Raw genomic sequence first — 21,015 nt, 5'->3', positions numbered from 1 at the left:
ACTAAAAATAGTCATTGCTTTTAAACTTTATTTCGGCTATAAAAATAAAAATCCCAATATCTTTTTGAGATATCGGGACGTTTTATAATAATTGTAATCTGTATCTATTAAACCACTCGAATCACAAAATAATTTTTCTTACCGCTTTGCAATAAAACAAACTGATTGTTGATTAAGTCATTTGCAGTCAATACAAAATCTTCTTTTATTTTCTCTCTGTTTACCGAAATAGAATTTGCAGTTAAAGCACGTCTGGCTTCACCGTTTGACTTAAAGAACCCTGTTTTTTCATTTAAAACTGTAATAATCTCCAAACCGTTTTCTAAATCTACTTTTGCAATTTCTGCCTGAGGAACTCCGTCAAAAACTTCTAAGAAAGTTTTTTCATCTAATTTCTTTAAATCCTCCGCAGTTGAATTTCCAAACAAAATATTCGAAGCCTGAATCGCTTTTTCTAATTCTTCTTTACTGTGAACAAAAATCGTGATTTCTTCAGCTAATTTCTTTTGTAAAACTCTCAAATGTGGTGCCTCCTGATGTTCTGCAATTAAGGCTTCAATTGTTTCTCTATCTAAAAAAGTAAAGATTTTAATGTATTTCTCAGCATCAGCATCTGTAGTATTTACCCAAAACTGATAAAACTTGTAAACCGAAGTTTTATCCGCATCCAGCCATACATTTCCTCCTTCAGATTTCCCGAATTTAGAACCATCTGCTTTTGTAATTAAAGGTGTTGTTAACGCAAAAGCTTTAGCATTTTCTCCACCCATTCTGCGCACTAATTCTGTACCTGTAGTAATATTTCCCCATTGGTCAGAACCTCCCATTTGCAAAAGGCAGTTGTTGTTTTTATATAAATGATAAAAGTCGTATCCCTGAATTAACTGATAGGTGAATTCTGTAAAAGACATTCCTTCGCCTTCTCCGTTGATTCTTTTTTTAACAGAATCCTTCGCCATCATATAATTTACCGTAATACGTTTTCCAACTTCACGGGCAAAATCAATAAACGAGAATTCTTTCATCCAGTCATAGTTATTCACCATGATTGGCCCGTTTGGTTCTTTTGAATTAAAATCTAAAAAACGAGATAGAACGCTTTTGATTCCGGCAACATTTTTAGCTAAAGTTTCTTCGTTCAGCAAATTTCTTTCATCAGATTTTCCGGATGGATCACCAATCATTCCGGTTGCACCCCCCACTAAAGCAACAGGCTGATGACCAAAATTCTTTAAATGAACCAGCAAAATAATCTGAACCATACTGCCAATATGCAGCGAATCTGCCGTTGGATCGAAACCAATATAAGCCGATGTTACCTCTTTTAGCAATTGTTCTTCCGTTCCTGGCATGCTATCATGGTACAAACCGCGCCACTTTAATTCTTCAACTAGATTCTTCATTTTAAAATATTTTTGCGCAAATGTAATCAATGTCAATATCAAAATCAAAAAGCAATGGCAATAACAATCTCAAAAAGCAATGGCAATGGCAAATTTCAATGGCAAATTCAAAAAGCAATTAAAAACCTTTGCAACTTTGATCCTCTGTAACTTTGCACCTTTCAGCCAAAAACTTATCTTTACAAAATGGTATTAGTAACAGGAGGAACTGGTTTAGTTGGCGCACATTTATTGCTTCATTTAATTGAAAATGGAGAAAATGTCCGGGCTATTTACCGCAGCCAAAACAATATCCAAAAAACAAAATCTGTTTTTGAATTGTATAAAAAAGGTGATTTATTTGAAAAAATCAATTGGCTTGAAGCCGATATTCTGGACGTTCCTTCTCTGGAGATTGCTTTTATCGGAATAGAATATGTTTACCATTGTGCTGCCTTGATTTCTTTTAATCCAAAAGATGAAGATGCACTTCGGAAAACCAATATCGAAGGAACAGCCAATATGGTTAATTTTGCTTTAGCCAAAGGAGTAAAAAAATTCTGTTATGTAAGTTCAATTGCAGCTTTAGGAGATTTACAGCCACACGAAACTTACATCACCGAGGAAACTGACTGGAATCCGGAAAAGCCTCACAGCGACTACGCTATTTCAAAATATGGTGCAGAGATGGAAGCCTGGAGAGGCGTTCAGGAAGGTTTGGATGTAATTATTATAAATCCCGGAGTAATTTTAGCTCCCGTTTCAACAAAATCAATTTTCGAATACGGAAGCAATGAACTGTATATAAAAGTAAGTAAAGGACTTTCATTCTACACCCTTGGAAATACCGGATTTATTGCTATAAATGATGTCGTAAAAATTGCATTTGAATTAATGAAAAGCAATATAAAAAACGAACGTTTCACGCTAATTGCAGATAATATTATTTTCAGGGATGTTCTAAATACAATTGCTGATGCTTTAAAGGTAAAAAAACCAACAATTCACGCAAAACCAATATTTATGAATTTCCTTTGTGTTGCAGATAGAATAGTATCAACTTTACTTTTTCAAAAAAGAAGCCTGACAAAAGCAGCCGCAAAAGCCTCTTATTCTAAAAGCCTATACTCTAATGAAAAAATAAAAACCGCTCTGGGAACGGTTTTTTTAGATGTAAATCAATACATAAACGAAGTATCAAAATTATAATCCTTTATGCTGAACTCGTTTCTTTCTTTTTACAGAGTCGACATTTATTTTTTTTATGACTTTCTTTACAGAATCTTTAGGAGTTTCTTTTAATTTTTTCTTTTTTGCTTCAGCAGCCTTTTTTGCCTCTGCTATTTTTTTAGCTTTAGCAGCCTTTTTTTCTTCTGCTTTTATCTTTTTTTCGATAACTTTTTTTTCTTTATCCAGCCTTGCATTTATTTCATCAAACATTTCTTTATAGTTATCATAGTCAGCAGCATAATAGATGTTGCTTTGAGCAAATTGAAGACTATCAACCTTGTATTTTTTAAAAATAAACTTCTTAGGGTTGGACTCAACCGAATCCAGCGATAAAGGCTGTTGGTATTTTATAGCATCCAAAAGAGATAAATCATATATAATATCAATCATTTTTTCTTTCGCGATAAGTTTAGCAGGTTCTTTGACCAGCTCTTTTTTACAACTTACAGAAAGAAATAAAACCAATAGTATAAATACAAAATTCTTCATTGCTGTTTATCTGTTAAATAATAGTCGCTTTCCGGCACGAACATCTTTTACTTTAAAGTTGTTATAAACCATTTCGCCATTTACAAAAGTATGTGTAATTCTTGATTTAAAAGTAAAATTCTCAAACGGAGACCACCCACATTTATACAAAATATTATCCGGTTTTACGCTCCATGGCAAACTTGGGTTTACAATAACCAAATCAGCATAATACCCTACTTTTACAAAACCTCTTTTTTCGATTTTAAAAATCTTCGCCGGATTATGACACATTTTCTCAACGATTTTCTCAACGCTGATTTTACCCTGATGATGCGCTTCAAACATAGCTATAACAGCATGTTGCACTAAAGGACCACCTGACGGGGCATTTAAATAAGACTGGCTTTTTTCTTCTTTTGTATGTGGTGCATGATCCGTTGCAATAACATCGATACGGCCATCATTTAAAGCTTTCCAAAGTTCTTTTCTGTCATTAGCCGTTTTTACAGCCGGATTCCATTTGATGAAATTCCCTTTTGTTTTATAATCCTCATCGGTAAACCAAAGATGATGCACACAAACCTCTGCTGTGATTTTTTTATCTTCCAACGGAATTTTATTCGTAAACAATTCCATTTCTTTCGCAGTCGAAAGATGGAAAATATGCAAACGTGCTCCGGTTTTTTTAGCCAAAGCCACTGCTTTTGAAGAGGAGATATAACAAGCTTCCGCACTTCTGATTAAATGATGCGCCGTTACCGGAACCTCATCCCCATATTGTTCTTTGTAAGCTGCAAGATTATTTTGAATTGTAGTTTCATCTTCACAATGAACGGCGATTAACATTGGTGTGCTTGAAAATATTCTTTCTAAAGTCGCTTCGTTATCTACCAGCATATTTCCGGTTGAAGAACCGAGAAAAATCTTAATTCCGGCCACATTTTTAGGATTGGTTTTTAAAACTTCCTCCAGATTATCATTGGTTGCTCCCATCATAAACGAATAATTCGCAAATGATTTTACCTCAGCAATTTGATATTTTTCTTCTAAAATTTCCTGCGTAACGGCATTCGGAACCGTATTGGGCTGTTCGATAAAGGAAGTAATTCCTCCTGCAACCGCAGCTCTTGACTCAGATTCAATATCTCCTTTATGTGTTAATCCCGGTTCTCTAAAATGTACCTGATCGTCAATTGCACCCGGAATCAAATAACTTCCTTCAGCATCTATCACTTTACAATCAGATGATTTTAGGCTGATGCTGTCTGCAACTTCAACAATTAAGTCGTTTTCTATTAAAACATCCCCTTCAAAAATTGATCCTTCGTTTACAATTTTAGCATTTTTAATTAAAATCCTGTTCATCTCCGTTCTTTTATAATGTATTGAATATTTTTTTTAATCGAAGAGAAATAACTCCAAGTATCGCTTCCTTAATAATAGCATTGCTCATTTTCGAGACTCCTTTGGTACGATCTGTAAAAATAATCGGAACTTCTGTTATTTCAAATTTAGCACAATAAGTTCTATATTTCATTTCGATCTGAAAAGCATACCCGACAAATTTTATTTTATTGAGATTTATCTTTTCCAAAACCTCCCTTTTATAACAAACGAAGCCTGCTGTCGCATCGTGAATTTTCATTCCGGTAATAAACTTCACATAAACCGAAGCAAAATAAGACATCAGTACACGACTTAAAGGCCAGTTTACCACATTCACCCCTGTAACATATCGAGATCCTACAGCTAAAGCTGCACCTCCAAAATGACAGGCATCATATAATTTTTCAAGATCATTCGGGTTGTGTGAAAAATCGGCATCCATCTCAAAAATGAAATCATATTTACGTTCCAAAGCCCATCTGAAACCGTGAACATAAGCCGTCCCTAATCCTGATTTTTTTGCCCTTTTTTCAAGAAACAGTCTTTCCTGAAATTCTTCCTGAAGCGCTACCACCTTATCAGCGGTATGATCCGGCGAATTGTCATCAATGATTAAAAGGTGAAATGATTTATGTTGCGAAAGCACCGCACGTACTATGCTTTCAATATTTTCAATCTCGTTGTAAGTAGGAATTATGACAATACAATCATTCATTTTTTCTGCGTAATTTCACCGCAAAAGTAAACTTTTTATAGCATTTGATTCATAATAAATGTATAATAAAAGTATTGAGACAAAAAATTACTAATTTTGTATCGTTATGATTGAACAGCTTCATCCCAGAATTATAGAAAACAAAGATTGGGCAACACTTTTCTTTGTGTTGGCTTTTGCCGTTGTTGCCATTACTAAATCTGCTTATGAAAATAGATTTAGTGAGTTTACAAAACTTATTTTCTCAGATAAATATGTAAAAATTTATCGTGACGTTTCGCATTTAAAAAGCAGTTTTACTGTAGGTTTGTTTTTTGTACAAATTATTTCGTATGCTTTTTTTATACAGTTGACGATGCATATTTTTAAATTTCCCGAATCAGGATATGCTACAAAATCAGACTGGATGCTTTTCACACAGATTGCTACTTTACTAACCTACTTTATCTTAGCGAAGTATTTAATAGAAAAAATCATAGGAACTGCCTTCAATATTGATGAGTTTGTTGATCTTTTTAACCTGCAAAAAGCAACTTACAGAACATACATTGGTCTTCTGATACTCCCTGTTAATGCAATTTTGTTTTATAATAACAATGTCCCTAAGAGTATACCACTAGCAATAATAGGGGTTTCGGCATGTATAAGTATGTTTTCCTACTTTATTTCAATTAAAACTTATCAAAATACAATAATCAACAAATTATTTTATTTTATTTTATATCTTTGCGCTCTTGAAATAGCCCCTTATTATTTCCTTTATTATTGGATTACAAAAGAGGTGGCTTAGTAAATGTTTATAATATGAAAGTGAAAACAATTTTGGTGTCACAGCCTGAACCTAAAGTGGAAAACTCCCCTTACTTTGAGCTCCAACAGAAACACAAAATAAAAATTGATTTCAGACCTTTTATTCATGTGGAGGGAGTTAGTGCAAAAGAGATTAGGTTACAAAAAATCGATCTTAATCATTATACTGCGATCATTTTAACGAGCCGAAATGCGGTTGATCATTTTTTCAGGGTAGCTGAAGAAATGCGCTACAAAGTTCCTGAAGGATTGAAATATTTTTGTCAATCAGAAGCGGTGGCATTTTACCTGCAAAAATATGTGGTGTACAGAAAACGTAAAATATACGTGGGTGCTAAAGATTTTGCAGATTTATCACCACTTATCAAAAAATACAAAGACGAAAAATTTCTGCTTCCAGCCTCTGATCAGTTAAACGCAGATGCTCCTGTAACATTAAACGGATTAAAAGTAGATTGGGCACAAGCTATTTTTTACAGAACTGTAATGAGCGACTTATCAGATTTAGCTGATGTTTATTATGATGTTTTGGCGTTTTTCAGTCCAACAGGAATAAAATCCTTGTTTAAAAACTTTCCTGATTTTAAACAAAACAATACCAGAATTGCTGTTTTTGGAAGCACAACTCAAAAAGAAGCATTAGACCACGGATTAAGAATTGATATTCTTGCCCCGACTCCTGAAACTCCTTCTATGACAATGGCTTTAGAAAAATATATTAGTGAGGCAAATAAAAAATAATCCTTACTATTTACAACTTAGATTCCAAATTTCAACTTTTTATGTTGGAATTTGGAATTTTTATTTCCACCCATTTTAACTACATTTGATTTCTATTCTAAACCAAATTAGCAGGATTAGTTTCAAATTACAAGTTATGAAAATCAACTCGCTATTAATCGAAATTGACGGTATCGACAAGGAAATCCTTCGTTATTTAATGGATGATGCCCGAAAACCTATTTTACAAATTGCAAACAAAATTGGCATTTCCGGAGCCGCGATTCATCAGCGGTTAAAGAAACTGGAACAATCAGGTGTGATTTCAGGATCAAAATTTACTGTAAATCCTAAAGTATTAGGCTATAACACGATGGCTTTTATTGGAGTTTACTTAGATAAAGCCTCCCGAAACTCTGAAGCTGTAAAAGATTTGAAAAAAATCCCTGAAGTTCTGGAATGCCATTACACCACAGGAAACTGGTCGGTTTTGATTAAAATCATTTGTAGAGACAACGAACATTTGATGCAGCTTTTAAATACCAAAATTCAGGCAATTGAAGGGGTTTCGAGAACTGAAACGTTTATTTCGCTGGATCAGCAGATTGACAGACAGATACAATTGTAAATTAGATAATTTAAAAAAACTACATATAAAACTATAAACCCGACGGATTTTTAAAAATCTGTCGGGTTTTCTATAAATTATCTAATTGACTAATTATCTAAATTGCCACATTAAAAATTAATTCCTCCTGCTTCCTGAGTAAATCGAAATATAATACAATAGCGTAGCAATAGAACCAATAGCCGCTACAACATAAGTTCTTGCAGCCCATTTTAAAGCATCTTTTGCACCGGCCTGTTCTTGTTGTGTCAACATTCGTTTATTTTCCAACCAAGCCAGCGCACGATTACTTGCATCATATTCAACTGGCAATGTTATAATAGTAAATAAAGTTGTTGCTGCAAAAATCACGATACCCACTAACAATAACTGCGGAAAAGTTCTTATCATAAGGATTCCGGCCAGCAAAATCCATTGTACATAATTTGATGCTACACTAACAATAGGAACTAATGCTGAACGCATTGTCAGCCATTCATAACCAATGGCATGCTGTACGGCGTGACCACATTCGTGTGCTGCAACAGCGGCCGCTGCCGCGTTTCTGTGATTGTAAACTGCTTCACTTAAATTAACCGTTTTATCTGACGGATTATAATGGTCTGTCAATTGTCCCGGAGTCGAAATTACACGAACATCACGAATACCATTATCAGCCAGCATTTTTTCTGCAATTTCCTTTCCGCTCATTCCGTTTTGCAATTGCAGTTTCGAATACAACTCGAACTTACTCTTTAACTTTGAACTCACCAGCCAGCTAATCAGCATTATCGCACCGGCGAGAATTAAATATTCTCTTCCCATATTTATATTTTTTAGTTTATGTTTTGTCTTGTAAAATCACAACAATTTACGAACCATTTTTGTAAAATGTCAAAATGACACACAACTTTAGATTTTAATTATGAATTGTTTCGCAAAAAACTAAACACAAACTTATTACTCCAAAGAAATCTAAACATTAAGTCAATCGAACCTTAAGATTCCTACGGAATGACAAACTATATTGAAACAAAAATCCAAACCCCAATCGTAAAATTGGAATTTGGACTCGAGATAGCGTACAGGCGAAGCAATTTTAAAATATTGATTTTATTAATCCAATTGCTTATTTATATCTTCAAACTTTACAATCAGTTCATTAATTTTTACCTGTTGTTTTTTAATTTGTTTCGGACGCATATAAAACCAGTTAAAACCAATCCAAAGCAAGGTTACGCCATATGTAATCAGCGCATAAAAAACAGTCATCCTTGAAGCGTATTCATACATATACAAACAAATTCCCGCAAGAAGTAAAACAAAGTACCAACTCAATATAGTAGACTGCATGAATTGTTGTTTTCTTTTAATTAAAATTAGTTTTTGCAAATATTCCTGATTGGTTTGGTTTGTATCAATATCTTTATAGATACGCAATAAGCCATTGTAAAATCCCACATACATTATCATTGCCACGATTGCCAAAACGATTCCGATTTTAGTCGAAATAAATTGCGGCTGATAATAGTACCAAATAAAAATAATAAAAGCAGATGTGGCAAAAAGCAGAATATTGGTTTTCCATAAACTTCTCAAACCTGCTTTTTTGAATTGTTTTAGCCTTGCCATCAAATCCTCTATATTGGGCTGATTTACGGTTTGTTTTTTCCATAAATCTTTAAAATCTATATTATTGCTGTCCATTTTCTTTGAATTTTTGAGTCAGTTTTTCTTTTATTCTGTGAATTTTCACTCTAACATTAGCTTCAGAAAGTCCAACGATTTTTGCAATTTCTGCCTGCTTTACATCTTCCAGTTCCAGTGAAATAATGATACGCTCTGTTTCGGGCAATTCAGCAATACATTTATAGAGAAGCTGAATTTGTGGTTCAATTGAAGTTTGCTTTTCTTCCGAAAGATGAACAGGCAAGTCTGATTTTGGAAAACGTTTTTCTTTCTCGATCTGCCTTAAACAGGTATTAGAAGCAATCCTGAAAATCCAGGTTCCAATAGCCGATTCGTTTCTAAAAGTTTCCAGCTTCTGCCATACAATGATAAAAGTTTCCTGAGCGAGATCCTGAGCAGCATCATAATCATTTACAAATCCCATGCAAAGCCTAAAAATCCTGTCCCAATATGTTTTGTAGATTTCTTCGAATTCCATCTTACGATTTTAAAAAATGATTTAATTGTTCCAAATACCATGCTGTATCATCATACATTATAAAATGCAGGCCTTTGTTTGCGTATTTAAAATCAGCTGTTTTCAGGTTTTTATATTGTTCGTCGATTATAGGTTTTAAATTTATAAAATAAGACTCTAATAAAATTAACGACGGACATTTTATCTGTGCAATCCTGTTTCTCAAATCGGTATTATAAAAATCACAATACATTTGTCCGAAAGTGGTTCTGTCTGATTTTACACTCCAACCCACAACCAATTCCAGTTTTGTAGCATCCTGCAAAAGTCTCGGCATGGTTTGTTTCTGCATCTCATAAAACCGAGTTTCATTCATCGCCGTCATTTGGTTTACAGTTGAAGAACAATTATTGTTTTCTTTTGACTTGAAAGAAGAATCACTCAAAGCTGCCAGACACGGAAGCGCATCCACAACAACAATTTTCCCAATCAATTCCGGATAGTCTGCCGCAAGAGCAAGCGCCAATCCACCACCCATACTGTGTCCAATAATTATTGGTTTTTCAATTTTATTGTTTTGGATATAATTAGCAATTTCTGTTTTCCAGTTTTCAAATGATGGATTTAACTGTGGTTTTACTCCCGCGAAACCAGCCATTGTAAATGTGTAACAAGTAAAATCTTTTTCGAATGCGGTTTTGGTTTCGTTCCAGACTTCTCCGGAAGAAGCAAATCCCGGAATAAATAGTATAGATTGTTTTCCCTTTCCGGTTTTAGAAACTTCGAACGGATATGATTTGGTTTGTGCAAAAACATTGAAACATAATACAGAAAATAAAAGGGCGATAATCAAAATATATTTTTTCATTTTTTAATAGTTTTAAATTGTTAATTAATCGGATCCGCCCTTTGGATACGAGAACTATTAAAATGTTACAACTGAAATTAAAATTTCAATAAAAAAATTCCAAATTCCAATATTGAAACGGAAATTCTGACGTGATTTGCGTGCGGAGATTCCTCCTTCGTCGGAATGACAAACTGGGTGTTGCTAGGGTTTTACGCAAGAACTTCGCATTTTTGTCATTCCGACGAAGGAGGACACGAGTGATAGCGAACTGGCGAAGCAATCTCCACAAGTAGCTCGACAAAGATTGGCGACATTGATTGCGGAGCTTCTCGCGAAGATTCCTCGTCCCTCGGAATGACAAACTATGTGTTTTAGAAAAAAATCTGTGAAAATTAGTATAATTGGTAGCAAAAAACACGCACAAAAAAAAATCCAAACCCCAACAAAAATTGGGATTTGGAATTTTCATGTTTGTAATTTATTTGGTTAGCCAACCAAATTAATAATCTTCCCGGGAACGATAATCACTTTGTTTGGTGTTCTTCCTTCTAATTGTTTTTGGGTTCTTTCGTCTTTCATAATGATTTCTTCGATTTGTGCCGCGGTTAAATCCAAAGGCAATTTGATTGTGAAACGCATTTTTCCGTTGAAAGAAACCGGGTATTCTTTTTCTGATTCCACTAAATGTTTTTCTTCAAAAACTGGGAAAGCCACTTCTGAAATTGAAGTTGTATGTCCTAACTGCGACCATAATTCCTCAGCAATATGTGGTGCATAAGGCGAAATCACAATAGCCAATGGCTCCAAAATCGCTCTGGAATGACAGTTTTGAGAAGACAATTCGTTTACACAAATCATAAACTGAGAAACCGAAGTATTGAAAGAGAAATTCTCGATATCTTCTGCTACTTTTTTAATCGTTTTATGCAATGATTTTAAGTTGTCTTTTGTTGGTTCGTCGTTGTTTACGATTAAACCGTTATCATCAAAATACAATCTCCATAATTTTTTCAAGAAACCAAAAACTCCCGAAATTCCAGCGGTATTCCAAGGTTTTGCCTGTTCTAAAGGACCTAAGAACATTTCGTATAAACGCAATGTATCTGCTCCGTATTCTGCGCAGATATCATCCGGAGTTACAACATTGTATTTCGATTTCGACATTTTTTCTACTTCACGGCCTACAATGTATTTTCCGTTTTCTTCTTTAAGAAATTCTGCATTAGCGTAATATTCTCTCCATTCTTTGAATTTTTCAATGTCCAACTCATCCGAAGAATTTACCATCGAAACATCCGCATGGATTTCAGATATCTCTAAGTTCCCCAAATTAATATAAATATTTGGAAATGCAGATTTGATCTGATTTAAATAAAATTCTTTTACCTTCTCTTTTTCATCTTCATCACCCTTTTTAATTTTATCATATATCGATTTTGTGATGAATAAAGTAGGCATATCTGAGTTTAATATACTAAATCCTTCATTTGGATCAGACTCTATTACACCGTGAACTCTATAAACAAAAGCACTAGTCCCCAAAATCATTCCCTGATTGATCAGTTTTTTGAATGGTTCTTCTGTTGGAGCAAAACCTTTGTCTTTTAAAAATTTGTTCCAGAAACGGGAATATAATAAATGTCCGGTTGCGTGTTCGCTTCCTCCAATATATAAATCAACGCTTTCCCAATATTTCAAGGTTTCTTTGCTGGCAAATTCTCCGTCATTGTGCGCATCCATATAACGCATCCAATACCAGGAACTTCCTGCCCAGCCTGGCATGGTATTCAATTCTAAAGGAAAAATAGAAACATTGTCAACTAAATCGGTATTAACAACTTTGTTTTGATTGGTATCCCAAGCCCAAACCGCAGCGTTTCCTAACGGAGGCAATCCGTCTTCGGTTGGCAAATATTTCTCAACTTCCGGTAAAATAATTGGCAAATGTTCTGCCGCAATCATTTTTGGCAAACCGTTTACATAATACACCGGAAAAGGTTCTCCCCAATAACGCTGACGAGAAAAAACAGCATCACGTAAACGGTAATTTGTTTTTCCGGTTCCCTGACCTATTTCTTCTAATTTTCCGATGGCTTTTTTAGTAGCCTGTTTGTAATTTAATCCGTTTAAGAAATCAGAATTGGCGATTTCAACGTTGTCTTTTGATCCGTAAGCGGCTTCAGAAATATCAACATTGGCGAAAATATTTTTGATTTCCGGCATTCCGTTTTGGCCTTTAAAGAAATTAGCAAAAGCATAATCTCTTTCGTCTCCGCAAGGAACCGCCATAACCGCTCCTGTTCCGTAACCTGCCAAAACATAATCGCCAATCCAAACCGGAATAGCTTCTTTTGTAAAAGGATGTTCTGCATAAGCTCCGGTAAATACACCTGAAATCGTTTTTACATCAGCCATACGCTCACGCTCTGAACGTTTTGAAGTTTTTTCGATATACGCTTCAACAGCCGCTTTTTGTTCCGTAGTTGTAATTTTAGCCACCAAATCATGTTCCGGTGCCAAAGTCATGAATGTTACTCCAAAAATAGTATCAGGCCTTGTCGTAAATACATCGATTACTTCATTGTGATTTTTCACATTGAAAGAAACCATTGCACCCACAGATTTTCCAATCCAGTTTCTTTGAGACTCTTTTATTGACTCGCTCCAATCGATATCATTTAGACCTTGAAGCAAGCGTTCGGCATAAGCAGAAATTCGCATACTCCATTGTGTCATTTTTTTTCTGATGACAGGAAAGCCTCCACGCTCCGAAACTCCGTTTACAATTTCGTCATTTGCCAGAACTGTTCCTAAGCCAGGACACCAGTTTACTTCAGTTTCGGCCAAATAAGTTAATCTATATTGTAAAAGGATTTTTTCCTGCTCGTCTTTTGAAAATGCATTCCATTCGCTTGACGAAAAACTTTGGATATTATCATCAGAAACGGCATTTACATTCGCATTTCCTTCTTTTTCAAAAATAGCGGTCAGAGTCGAAATGTCTTCGGCTTTGTCAGAATCTTTATTGTACCATGAATTGAATAACTGAATAAAAATCCATTGTGTATGTTTGTAATAATCCGGATTTGAGGTTCGCACTTCACGCGCCCAGTCAAATGAAAATCCGATTTTATCTAATTGTTTTCTGTATCCGGCAATTTGTTTTCCTTCTTTATCTACTCCACCGTCAATATTTACACGGGTAGTATCTTCCGGACGCTGACCTGTCTGAATTGCATATTGCTCAGCCGGTAATCCAAAACTGTCGTAACCCATTGGATGCAAAACATTAAATCCCTGATGTCTTTTGAAGCGAGAATACACATCTGAAGCAATATAACCCAGCGGATGCCCCACATGAAGCCCTGCTCCAGATGGATAAGGAAACATATCGAGAACATAATGTTTAGGTCTTTCAGAGTTATTTTTTGCTGCAAAAGTTTGATTTTCTGCCCAATACTTTTGCCATTTGGCGTCTATTTCGTTTGGATTGTATTTCATTTCTAAGTTACTAAGGTTCTAAGTTGCAAAGATACTAAGGCTTTCCTCTCTTTGTGACTGGATTATAAGTTGGCAAATTTACATTTATTACAGATTGTACCAAAGCTATTTCATTGGCAAACAAATAAAATAACAAATTACGTATTTTAATTAAGTAAAAACACGTACTATTGTACTGTGTGATTACAGCTATTCCGTAAAGTTGGCAAAAGCTTAATCAGTATAAATTAATGCGAACTTTGTGTTTTTACTGCAACAAAATATAAAAATCTTTGCGGCCTTTGCGGTCAAAACATTTCTCTGGTGTCGTATTTCAATATCTAATTGTACATTTATGGTATAAAAGTTCGTTATTAACTTCATATAAAGAAATTCTTTATTATTTTTACCACATAATTTAAGCAGACTATGAGTTCTAACTTTGATAAATTTCAAAAGCGCAGGTTAATTTCCTCTTATTTTTCGGTAGTATTAAGTGTATTCTTGGTTTTATTCCTTTTGGGAGTACTGGGATTATTTATTATTAATTCAAAAAAACTGGCCAATGATTTTAAAGAAAAAATTGCCATGACGGTTTTCTTTAAAAATGAAGCTACAGATAGTGTTACCAAGGCATTTGATACCGAATTAAAAAGAGCTCCTTTTGCAAAATCGTATGTATACGTTACAAAAGAAAAAGCGGCAAAAGAGCATACAGATATCATTGGCGAAGACTTCCTGACCTTTTTAGGAGAAAACCCATTATTGAATTCTTACGATATTCATTTAAAAGCAGATTATGTTGAAAGAGACAGTATCACAAGAATTGAAAGCGATTTACGTAAAAACACGATGATCGAAGACATTGTTTACGACAAACAACTAGTAAACTTAGTAAATGACAATATCAAAAAAGTAAGTATGTGGATTTTGATTATCAGCGGTTTCCTTGCGGTGATTGCGGTTTTATTAATCAACAGTTCCTTGCGTTTATCCATTCATTCAAATAGATTTATTATTAAAACCATGCAAATGGTTGGAGCGACAAAAGCCTTTATTCGTAAGCCTTTTGTAGTGCGTAGTGTAAAACTTGGAATGTTGGGAGCTGGTTTAGCTATCATTGCCCTGATTGCTCTTTTAATGTATGTTGAAACTAATTTCCCGGGATTAGGAATTTTAGAAGACAAAGCCTTAATAGGATTGGTTCTATTAGCTGTCTTTGGATTAGGCGTTTTAATTACCTGGGTCAGTACACATTTTGCTACACAAAGATTCCTGAATTTAAGAACAGACGATCTTTATTAATTTTAGATTTAATAAAAAAATACCCTTAAACCTCGCTTAGGGTGACAAAAAGATAATAATGAAAAATAATATTAAAGAAGAACAAGAACAACCTCAAAAACAAGAATTTCTTTTTGACGGCATCAATTACAAAATTTTATTGATTGGAATTGGCGTTATCGCACTTGGATTTTTTTTAATGTCTGGTGGAGGAAGTACTGATCCAAATGTTTTCAATGAAGATGTTTTTAGTTTCAGACGTATTCGTTTAGCTCCAACAACTGTTTTAATTGGTTTTGGAATCACGATTTATTCTATCTTCAAGAAATCTAAATAGACTTTTTTTAGATTTCTTAGACTGTAGATCTTTAGATTATTAGATTAATCTTAAAAAAAAGTCTAAAATCTAAGATGTCTAAAAATCTAAAAATCTAAATTAATGAATACATTACAAGCGATTCTTATTGCAATAGTTGAAGGATTAACAGAATATTTGCCTGTTTCTTCTACAGCACACATGATTTTCACAAGTTCTTTTTTCGGAATACAGGAAGATGATTTTGTAAAATTGTTTCAGGTTTCTATTCAGTTTGGGGCTATTTTGGCCGTTGTTGTTTTATATTGGAAGAAATTTTTTGACTTCAGTAAAATCAATTTTTATGTTAAGCTGGCCTGTGCTGTTATTCCTGCATTGATTTTAGGAAAATTATTTGATGACAAAATTGATGCTGTTTTAGGAAATCCTGTTCCGATAGCTATTGTTTTAATTCTGGGCGGAATTGTATTGCTTTTTATTGATAATCAATTCAAAAATCCAACCATTATTAACGAAGAAGATATTACAATAAAAAAAGCCGTAACAATCGGTTTTTGGCAGTGCCTTGCTATGATGCCCGGAACGAGCCGTTCTGCCGCTTCTATAATTGGCGGAATGCAGCAAGGATTGGACAGGCAGACTGCTGCGGAATTTTCGTTTTTTCTTGCCGTTCCTACAATGCTGGCAGTTACAACCTATTCATTGTTATTAAAAACTTATGAAGTTTCGCAACTGAAAGGTTACGAATTATTGACACAATCCCCTGACAATCTGAAATTATTTTTGATTGGAAACGTAATCGCATTTGTAGTAGCCATTATTGCTATAAAATCTTTCATTGGAATCATCAAAAAATACGGTTTTAAACCATGGGGTTATTACAGAATTGTGGCTGGAATACTTTTATTGGCCTATTTTTCCTTAAATAAATAATTTTGAAAACACCCGAAGAATATTTAAACGGACAAGTCTTACTGATCGATAAACCTTTAAAATGGAGTTCTTTTCAGGCTGTTAACAAATTAAAATACCTTTTAATTAATAAAGTTGGACTTCCAAAGAAATTTAAAATTGGTCACGCCGGAACATTAGATCCTTTAGCTACAGGACTTTTATTAATCTGTACAGGGAAATTCACAAAAAAAATATCTGAACTTCAGGGGCAGGCAAAAGAATATACCGGAACGTTTTACATTGGAGCCACTACTCCATCATATGATCTGGAAACTGAAATCGACGTGACTTTTCCAACAGATCATATTGATCAGGATTTAATTCATGAAACGGTAAAACAGTTTTTAGGTGAAATCGATCAAAAACCACCTATTTTTTCAGCCATTAAAAAAGATGGGGTTCGCTTGTATGAGCATGCACGTGCGGGAGAAACTGTCGAAATTGCCAGTAGAAAAACCACAATTCATGAATTTGAAATTACAAGAATTGAATTGCCTGAAATTGACTTTAGGGTAGTTTGCAGCAAAGGAACTTATATTCGGTCATTAGCTTTTGATTTTGGAAAAGCCCTTAGATCAGGTTCCCATTTGACCGTTTTGCGCCGAACTAAAATTGGTGATTACGATGTTAAAGATGCTATTGATATTATGATGTTTGAAGAAAGCATTTAAAGAATAAAAAAAAGCACATTACAAATAAGACGGGAGTAATGTGCTTAAACTAATTTTGGATAAAAATAATATTATTTCATACTTCACGCAGTTAATAATGCGGTATATTTTTTCCTCCAAACAAAAATCTTGAAAATAAATCATAGAACTTTTCGAATAACTTCTTCATAATAGTGAATTTTTTAATGGTTAATTAGTAAAGACACCTATAAAAAAAGCAAGTCAAATAATAGAAATGGGATCTATGGCAGCAAGATACAAAAATATAATTTAAAAAATAAATATTTTACTACTTTTTTAACATTATATTGTTTGTTTTCAGCGTATTAACAAATTAAAACTTTAGAGTTTCATAATATTTATAAAGGTTATAATCGATTATACCTGATGTTCTCCATAATATTGAGCAATTCTTCCTGAACCGAAATTCCTTTATCTGCTAAATACCACAATTGCAAATCGGTTTTGATTTTTTCATCGATAACACCAAAATCCCTTTTGTAATTTGCCATCAGCTCTGTCGCTCCTTTTGGTCTCGGTCCCCAGTGTGTCCGCACAATTCCGGCTTCTTTACAGATTACAATAACTTTTGGGATTGCTTTGCCCCCATTTGTTAAATACTGGCCCATTAATTCCTCATTTTGATCTCTTAAAACAATTCGAATGTCAATTCTTTTCTCCGATGCTAGAGCCATCTTATTTAAGACAGGAAGTATTTGGGCAGCATCGCCACACCATCCTTCAGAAATAACCATCCAAATATAATGTTTGTCTAAATTTTGCAGTTTCGAAATTACATCTTCGGAAATTTTAATGGTTTTATCCAGACGATTCATTCTGGCTTCATTCAAACTAGTATAATGCCTTAAACTTTCAGACTGTTCATCTCCGGTTGATTTCCCTTCTGATAATAAATCGGTAACTAATTTTCTATATTCAACATAGGAATAACTATGGAATAATGCTTTGGCTACAATACTTTTCATGTTCTTTGTTTTAGGTCTGATAAATTTAAGCAATTTAATAAAGCCCAAATAATGACTTTTGTCATAATAAAGAGAATAAATCTCTTAAACAAAAGTCATTAGCAATTCTTACTTTTAATGAAAAGCGGTTATTACAATTCTAGGTATCACACGTTACATCATCCCAATCAGCTTCGCCATAATTTATCAGCCAGTTTAAAGCATAGTGCCGTTCGTACACCACTCCCGGATGAATCGCAGTCATCACTTCTCCGTTTAACCTCGCATCCACACACGCCCAGTCTAATCTGTAATACAAATCGTTTAATCTCAATATTTCTGATTTGCTTTTGGTTTCAAAAACAGAATTAATAAAATCATTCGGATCTCGATCCGGAGCTACAGGGTATTCCTCTGCCGGAATGTCATTTAAACTGCATAGTTTATCGGGAAATCCTAAATCCTCAATCTTATTTAATGCGAACATCAAAGTCCAAATACATTCACATTTCCATGATTCATTACTTTTTTTCTGTTCCGTCGGATTCGCTAAAAAGTCTTTTTCATTTGGGGTAACAAAATCCCATAAATTATAATGCTGAAGATATTCGATCGCTTCTTCATTCGAGATAGTATCAAAAGCCACCAAATTAGTGATAGCCAAAACACAAACACGTACTGCTACTTCTTTTGGGGTTCTGAGAACAACATCTTGCTCCGGCTCTATATAAGGCAGATAATTATTTATTTTGATATCCTTTTCCCGCAGAATTTTTTCGCTGTTTGTTTTCAATTCCTTCTGAAATTCAGTTATTTCTACAAGTTCTTTGTCATAATAAATGCTGTTAATTTTTACTTCTAAACCTTCAATTTCACAATTTCCATTAATATCCAGAATTAGATTTAAATTTTCATCCAGAAAATGCTGTTCATTAGATTGACTGATTATTGTTTTGGGCTGTACAAATAATACAGCTTCAAAATCTTTGGCTAGCTTTTGAAGCAATTCTTTTAAACTCTTAGTCTGCCCTTTTTGCTGAGTAATTGAAAACTCTGAATTCAAGGTCTGAATTTTATGAAGAAATAACGATTTTACTTTTTCGTTATTGGAGTCTAAAGAATCTACATATCCATATAAACCTCTAAGATTTCCGGTTAGAGGAGAATCATCAGTTTCAGGCAGCTGATAAGATGGTTCTTTTCTTTCTCTGTATTGAACTATTAGCTTGCTTCCGGAACTAAAGAAACCATCTTTAGTTTCAATTGAAGCAATTTGAGATCCATCCTGACTGGTACTTGTAATAGTAGCTTTGGGATAACTGCTCCTGAGTACCTCAACTATTTTATCAAAACCAATTTGATGAGAATAAAGTGTACAAATCATAATTTTTATCTTAGTTTTAAGTTATTATATTTATTTATTTTTTAAAAGGAAGAGTCATCTGCTTCTTAATTTTAAACCAAAAAAACAAAAACAATTCTTACAAAAACAAAAGAATTTCATTCAAATATAGAGAGAAATTATTTTTGTAAACATTATTTCTAAAAAACAGAATATGTCTATATTTGCACAAACAAAAGCAACACACATGAAATATAAAAGAATTCTTCTAAAACTAAGCGGTGAAGCGTTAATGGGAGACTTACAATACGGAATTGACCCTAAAAGATTAGCCGAATATGCCGAAGAAATTAAGCAAATTCACAGTAAGGGAGTAGAAATTGCTATTGTTATTGGAGGTGGAAATATTTTTAGAGGAGTTGCAGGAGCAAGTGCCGGTATGGATAGAGTACAAGGTGATTATATGGGAATGCTGGCAACTGTTATTAACGGAATGGCTTTACAGGGTGCACTTGAAGACAAAGGAATGAAAACCCGTCTGCAGACTGCCTTAAAAATGGAGTCTATCGCAGAACCTTACATCAAAAGAAGAGCCGACCGTCATCTTGAAAAAGGAAGAATAGTAATTTTTGGTGCCGGAACCGGAAACCCATATTTTACTACCGATACAGCAGCTGTTTTAAGAGGAATAGAAATTAATGCTGATGTTATTCTAAAAGGAACCCGTGTTGATGGTGTTTATGATTGTGATCCTGAAAAAAATGCTTCGGCAGTAAAATTTGATTTTATTTCGTTTGATGATGTCCTTAAAAAAGGATTAAACGTAATGGACACAACTGCGTTTACTTTGAGCCAGGAAAATAAACTACCAATCGTTGTTTTTGATATGAACAAAATTGGAAACTTATTAAAAATCTGCGAGGGCGAAAACATCGGAACTGTAGTTAATATTTAAAACATCGGAGATTGTTAGACGTTCAATGATTCAGACTTTTGAGGTCTCTAATTTTGAATAACAATTTTAAAAATAAATTATATTAGTTAGCATAAGGTGATTTACTTTAGTTTAAAAATTCAATCATCGAAAATCTAAAAATCTAAAAAAATGAGTGAAGAAATTGATTTTATATTAGAAAGTACTGAAGAATCAATGAATGGTTCTATTGCACATTTAGAAAAAGAGTTTCTTAATATCCGTGCAGGAAAAGCTTCTCCAGCTATGTTAGGAAGTGTTTTTGTAGAATATTACGGATCAGCAACACCTCTTTCTCAAGTGTCAAAAATCAGTGTTCCTGATGCAAGAACAATCACACTGCAGCCTTTTGAAAAAAATATGCTGCAAGTTATCGAAAAAGCAATTATGGTTGCCAATATTGGTTTCAATCCGATGAATAATGGGGATGTAATAATAATCAGCGTTCCGCCTTTGACAGAAGATCGCCGTAGAGAATTGGCAAAACAGGCAAAAGCTGAAGCCGAAGATGCTAAGATTGGTGTACGTAATGTTCGTAAAGATGCCAACACCGACATTAAAAAATTAGAAAAAGAAGGAACTTCTGAAGATATTTGCAAATCTGCAGAAGAAGAAGTTCAGAACTTAACGAATGCTTACATCAAAAAAATTGATGAATTATTGGCCGCAAAAGAAGCCGAAATCATGAAAGTGTAACTTATTTGTCACAAAAT

The 21,015-nt window shown here is 34.0% G+C and carries 21 protein-coding genes; 10 read left to right on the top strand and 11 right to left on the bottom strand.

All coding sequences use genetic code 11. From position 1 onward, the window contains the following. Positions 1–107: 107 nt before the first annotated feature. Positions 108–1,403 (bottom strand): tyrosine--tRNA ligase, encoded by a 1,296-nt coding sequence (gene tyrS, locus BXU10_RS19570; RefSeq protein WP_078229194.1) that lies wholly within the window; start codon positions 1,401–1,403, stop codon positions 108–110. Between the two features lie 186 nt (positions 1,404–1,589). On the opposite strand from tyrS, the gene BXU10_RS19565 reads away from it, so the two are divergent. Continuing rightward, positions 1,590–2,591 (top strand): NAD-dependent epimerase/dehydratase family protein, encoded by a 1,002-nt coding sequence (locus tag BXU10_RS19565; RefSeq protein ID WP_078229193.1) that lies wholly within the window; start codon positions 1,590–1,592, stop codon positions 2,589–2,591. Here the strand turns inward: BXU10_RS19565 and BXU10_RS19560 are convergent. From BXU10_RS19560 to BXU10_RS19550, 3 genes are read right to left on the bottom strand one after another with little or no spacing between them, the layout of a single operon-like run. Continuing rightward, complete coding sequence (locus tag BXU10_RS19560; RefSeq protein WP_078229192.1) at positions 2,586–3,101, bottom strand: DUF4296 domain-containing protein; 516 nt, start codon at positions 3,099–3,101, stop codon at positions 2,586–2,588. The two genes, BXU10_RS19565 and BXU10_RS19560, sit on opposite strands and share 6 nt — an antisense overlap. A gap of 6 nt (positions 3,102–3,107) precedes the next feature. Next, a complete protein-coding gene (locus BXU10_RS19555; protein ID WP_078229191.1) occupies positions 3,108–4,448 on the bottom strand; it encodes a dihydroorotase in 1,341 nt (446 codons plus the stop codon). Positions 4,449–4,458: 10 nt separating this feature from the next. After that, complete coding sequence (locus BXU10_RS19550) at positions 4,459–5,184, bottom strand: polyprenol monophosphomannose synthase (RefSeq protein WP_031455230.1); 726 nt, start codon at positions 5,182–5,184, stop codon at positions 4,459–4,461. Positions 5,185–5,290: 106 nt separating this feature from the next. On the opposite strand from BXU10_RS19550, the gene BXU10_RS19545 reads away from it, so the two are divergent. From BXU10_RS19545 to BXU10_RS19535, 3 genes are all read left to right on the top strand, one after another. Continuing rightward, entirely contained in the window at positions 5,291–5,974 is a 684-nt protein-coding gene (locus BXU10_RS19545) for a DUF4271 domain-containing protein (protein ID WP_078229190.1), read from the top strand. 14 nt (positions 5,975–5,988) lie between these two features. Then, on the top strand, positions 5,989–6,735 hold the full coding sequence (locus BXU10_RS19540) for a uroporphyrinogen-III synthase (protein WP_078229267.1): 747 nt from the start codon (positions 5,989–5,991) through the stop codon (positions 6,733–6,735). Positions 6,736–6,871: 136 nt separating this feature from the next. Next, positions 6,872–7,342, top strand: coding sequence for an Lrp/AsnC family transcriptional regulator (locus BXU10_RS19535; protein ID WP_007811264.1), 471 nt, complete (start codon positions 6,872–6,874; stop codon positions 7,340–7,342). Positions 7,343–7,459: 117 nt separating this feature from the next. Here the strand turns inward: BXU10_RS19535 and BXU10_RS19530 are convergent, their stop codons facing one another. From BXU10_RS19530 to BXU10_RS19510, 5 genes are all read right to left on the bottom strand, one after another. Further along, positions 7,460–8,146, bottom strand: coding sequence for a zinc metallopeptidase (locus tag BXU10_RS19530; protein WP_078229189.1), 687 nt, complete (start codon positions 8,144–8,146; stop codon positions 7,460–7,462). Between the two features lie 291 nt (positions 8,147–8,437). Beyond that, positions 8,438–9,028 (bottom strand): hypothetical protein, encoded by a 591-nt coding sequence (locus BXU10_RS19525; RefSeq protein ID WP_078229188.1) that lies wholly within the window; start codon positions 9,026–9,028, stop codon positions 8,438–8,440. After that, positions 9,015–9,488, bottom strand: a complete 474-nt coding sequence (locus tag BXU10_RS19520) for an RNA polymerase sigma factor (RefSeq protein WP_078229187.1) — start codon at positions 9,486–9,488, stop codon at positions 9,015–9,017. Before BXU10_RS19520 ends, BXU10_RS19525 begins: the two co-directional genes overlap by 14 nt. A gap of 1 nt (position 9,489) precedes the next feature. Then, a complete protein-coding gene (locus BXU10_RS19515; protein WP_078229186.1) occupies positions 9,490–10,335 on the bottom strand; it encodes an alpha/beta fold hydrolase in 846 nt (281 codons plus the stop codon). A 468-nt stretch (positions 10,336–10,803) separates the two neighbouring features. Beyond that, a complete protein-coding gene (locus tag BXU10_RS19510; protein WP_078229185.1) occupies positions 10,804–13,818 on the bottom strand; it encodes a leucine--tRNA ligase in 3,015 nt (1,004 codons plus the stop codon). A 408-nt stretch (positions 13,819–14,226) separates the two neighbouring features. Here BXU10_RS19510 and BXU10_RS19505 point away from each other — a divergent pair, with 408 nt between their 5' ends. The 4 genes from BXU10_RS19505 (at position 14,227) to truB (ending at position 17,022) form a co-directional block, all read left to right on the top strand. Further along, the gene (locus BXU10_RS19505) at positions 14,227–15,102 is read left to right on the top strand and encodes an ABC transporter permease (protein WP_031455219.1); all 876 of its coding nucleotides are present in this window, start codon (positions 14,227–14,229) and stop codon (positions 15,100–15,102) included. A 58-nt stretch (positions 15,103–15,160) separates the two neighbouring features. Beyond that, positions 15,161–15,418, top strand: a complete 258-nt coding sequence (locus tag BXU10_RS19500) for a DUF3098 domain-containing protein (protein ID WP_031455218.1) — start codon at positions 15,161–15,163, stop codon at positions 15,416–15,418. A gap of 102 nt (positions 15,419–15,520) precedes the next feature. Then, a complete protein-coding gene (locus BXU10_RS19495) occupies positions 15,521–16,330 on the top strand; it encodes an undecaprenyl-diphosphate phosphatase (RefSeq protein ID WP_078229184.1) in 810 nt (269 codons plus the stop codon). Further along, entirely contained in the window at positions 16,330–17,022 is a 693-nt protein-coding gene (truB, locus tag BXU10_RS19490) for a tRNA pseudouridine(55) synthase TruB (RefSeq protein WP_189328110.1), read from the top strand. Before BXU10_RS19495 ends, truB begins: the two co-directional genes overlap by 1 nt. A gap of 368 nt (positions 17,023–17,390) precedes the next feature. Here the strand turns inward: truB and BXU10_RS19485 are convergent, their stop codons facing one another. Beyond that, complete coding sequence (locus BXU10_RS19485) at positions 17,391–18,008, bottom strand: thioredoxin family protein (RefSeq protein WP_078229182.1); 618 nt, start codon at positions 18,006–18,008, stop codon at positions 17,391–17,393. Positions 18,009–18,147: 139 nt separating this feature from the next. Continuing rightward, positions 18,148–19,371 carry a DUF4272 domain-containing protein gene (locus BXU10_RS19480; protein WP_078229181.1) on the bottom strand — a complete coding sequence of 408 codons (1,224 nt, stop codon included), beginning with the start codon at positions 19,369–19,371 and terminating at the stop codon, positions 18,148–18,150. Between the two features lie 205 nt (positions 19,372–19,576). On the opposite strand from BXU10_RS19480, the gene pyrH reads away from it, so the two are divergent. Together pyrH and frr are read left to right on the top strand one after the other, a co-directional pair. After that, complete coding sequence (gene pyrH / locus BXU10_RS19475) at positions 19,577–20,284, top strand: UMP kinase (RefSeq protein WP_026983543.1); 708 nt, start codon at positions 19,577–19,579, stop codon at positions 20,282–20,284. A 150-nt stretch (positions 20,285–20,434) separates the two neighbouring features. Beyond that, positions 20,435–20,998, top strand: coding sequence for a ribosome recycling factor (frr, locus tag BXU10_RS19470; protein WP_078229180.1), 564 nt, complete (start codon positions 20,435–20,437; stop codon positions 20,996–20,998). Positions 20,999–21,015 lie beyond the last annotated feature (17 nt).

Origin of the sequence: Flavobacterium sp. LM4 (assembly GCF_002017935.1) — a bacterium.
GTDB classification, from domain to species: domain Bacteria; phylum Bacteroidota; class Bacteroidia; order Flavobacteriales; family Flavobacteriaceae; genus Flavobacterium; species Flavobacterium chungangense.
This window is presented reverse-complemented; position numbering and strand designations above follow the sequence as displayed.

What these genes read in the sequence shown, in the direction of transcription:
- tyrS (WP_078229194.1), bottom strand. Translation starts at nt 1,403, where the DNA reads ATGAAGAATCTAGTTGAAGAATTAAAGTGGCGCGGTTTGTACCATGAT.
- BXU10_RS19565 (WP_078229193.1), top strand. Translation starts at nt 1,590, where the DNA reads ATGGTATTAGTAACAGGAGGAACTGGTTTAGTTGGCGCACATTTATTG.
- BXU10_RS19560 (WP_078229192.1), bottom strand. Translation starts at nt 3,101, where the DNA reads ATGAAGAATTTTGTATTTATACTATTGGTTTTATTTCTTTCTGTAAGT.
- BXU10_RS19555 (WP_078229191.1), bottom strand. Translation starts at nt 4,448, where the DNA reads ATGAACAGGATTTTAATTAAAAATGCTAAAATTGTAAACGAAGGATCA.
- BXU10_RS19550 (WP_031455230.1), bottom strand. Translation starts at nt 5,184, where the DNA reads ATGAATGATTGTATTGTCATAATTCCTACTTACAACGAGATTGAAAAT.
- BXU10_RS19545 (WP_078229190.1), top strand. Translation starts at nt 5,291, where the DNA reads ATGATTGAACAGCTTCATCCCAGAATTATAGAAAACAAAGATTGGGCA.
- BXU10_RS19540 (WP_078229267.1), top strand. Translation starts at nt 5,989, where the DNA reads ATGAAAGTGAAAACAATTTTGGTGTCACAGCCTGAACCTAAAGTGGAA.
- BXU10_RS19535 (WP_007811264.1), top strand. Translation starts at nt 6,872, where the DNA reads ATGAAAATCAACTCGCTATTAATCGAAATTGACGGTATCGACAAGGAA.
- BXU10_RS19530 (WP_078229189.1), bottom strand. Translation starts at nt 8,146, where the DNA reads ATGGGAAGAGAATATTTAATTCTCGCCGGTGCGATAATGCTGATTAGC.
- BXU10_RS19525 (WP_078229188.1), bottom strand. Translation starts at nt 9,028, where the DNA reads ATGGACAGCAATAATATAGATTTTAAAGATTTATGGAAAAAACAAACC.
- BXU10_RS19520 (WP_078229187.1), bottom strand. Translation starts at nt 9,488, where the DNA reads ATGGAATTCGAAGAAATCTACAAAACATATTGGGACAGGATTTTTAGG.
- BXU10_RS19515 (WP_078229186.1), bottom strand. Translation starts at nt 10,335, where the DNA reads ATGAAAAAATATATTTTGATTATCGCCCTTTTATTTTCTGTATTATGT.
- BXU10_RS19510 (WP_078229185.1), bottom strand. Translation starts at nt 13,818, where the DNA reads ATGAAATACAATCCAAACGAAATAGACGCCAAATGGCAAAAGTATTGG.
- BXU10_RS19505 (WP_031455219.1), top strand. Translation starts at nt 14,227, where the DNA reads ATGAGTTCTAACTTTGATAAATTTCAAAAGCGCAGGTTAATTTCCTCT.
- BXU10_RS19500 (WP_031455218.1), top strand. Translation starts at nt 15,161, where the DNA reads ATGAAAAATAATATTAAAGAAGAACAAGAACAACCTCAAAAACAAGAA.
- BXU10_RS19495 (WP_078229184.1), top strand. Translation starts at nt 15,521, where the DNA reads ATGAATACATTACAAGCGATTCTTATTGCAATAGTTGAAGGATTAACA.
- BXU10_RS19485 (WP_078229182.1), bottom strand. Translation starts at nt 18,008, where the DNA reads ATGAAAAGTATTGTAGCCAAAGCATTATTCCATAGTTATTCCTATGTT.
- BXU10_RS19480 (WP_078229181.1), bottom strand. Translation starts at nt 19,371, where the DNA reads ATGATTTGTACACTTTATTCTCATCAAATTGGTTTTGATAAAATAGTT.
- pyrH (WP_026983543.1), top strand. Translation starts at nt 19,577, where the DNA reads ATGAAATATAAAAGAATTCTTCTAAAACTAAGCGGTGAAGCGTTAATG.
- frr (WP_078229180.1), top strand. Translation starts at nt 20,435, where the DNA reads ATGAGTGAAGAAATTGATTTTATATTAGAAAGTACTGAAGAATCAATG.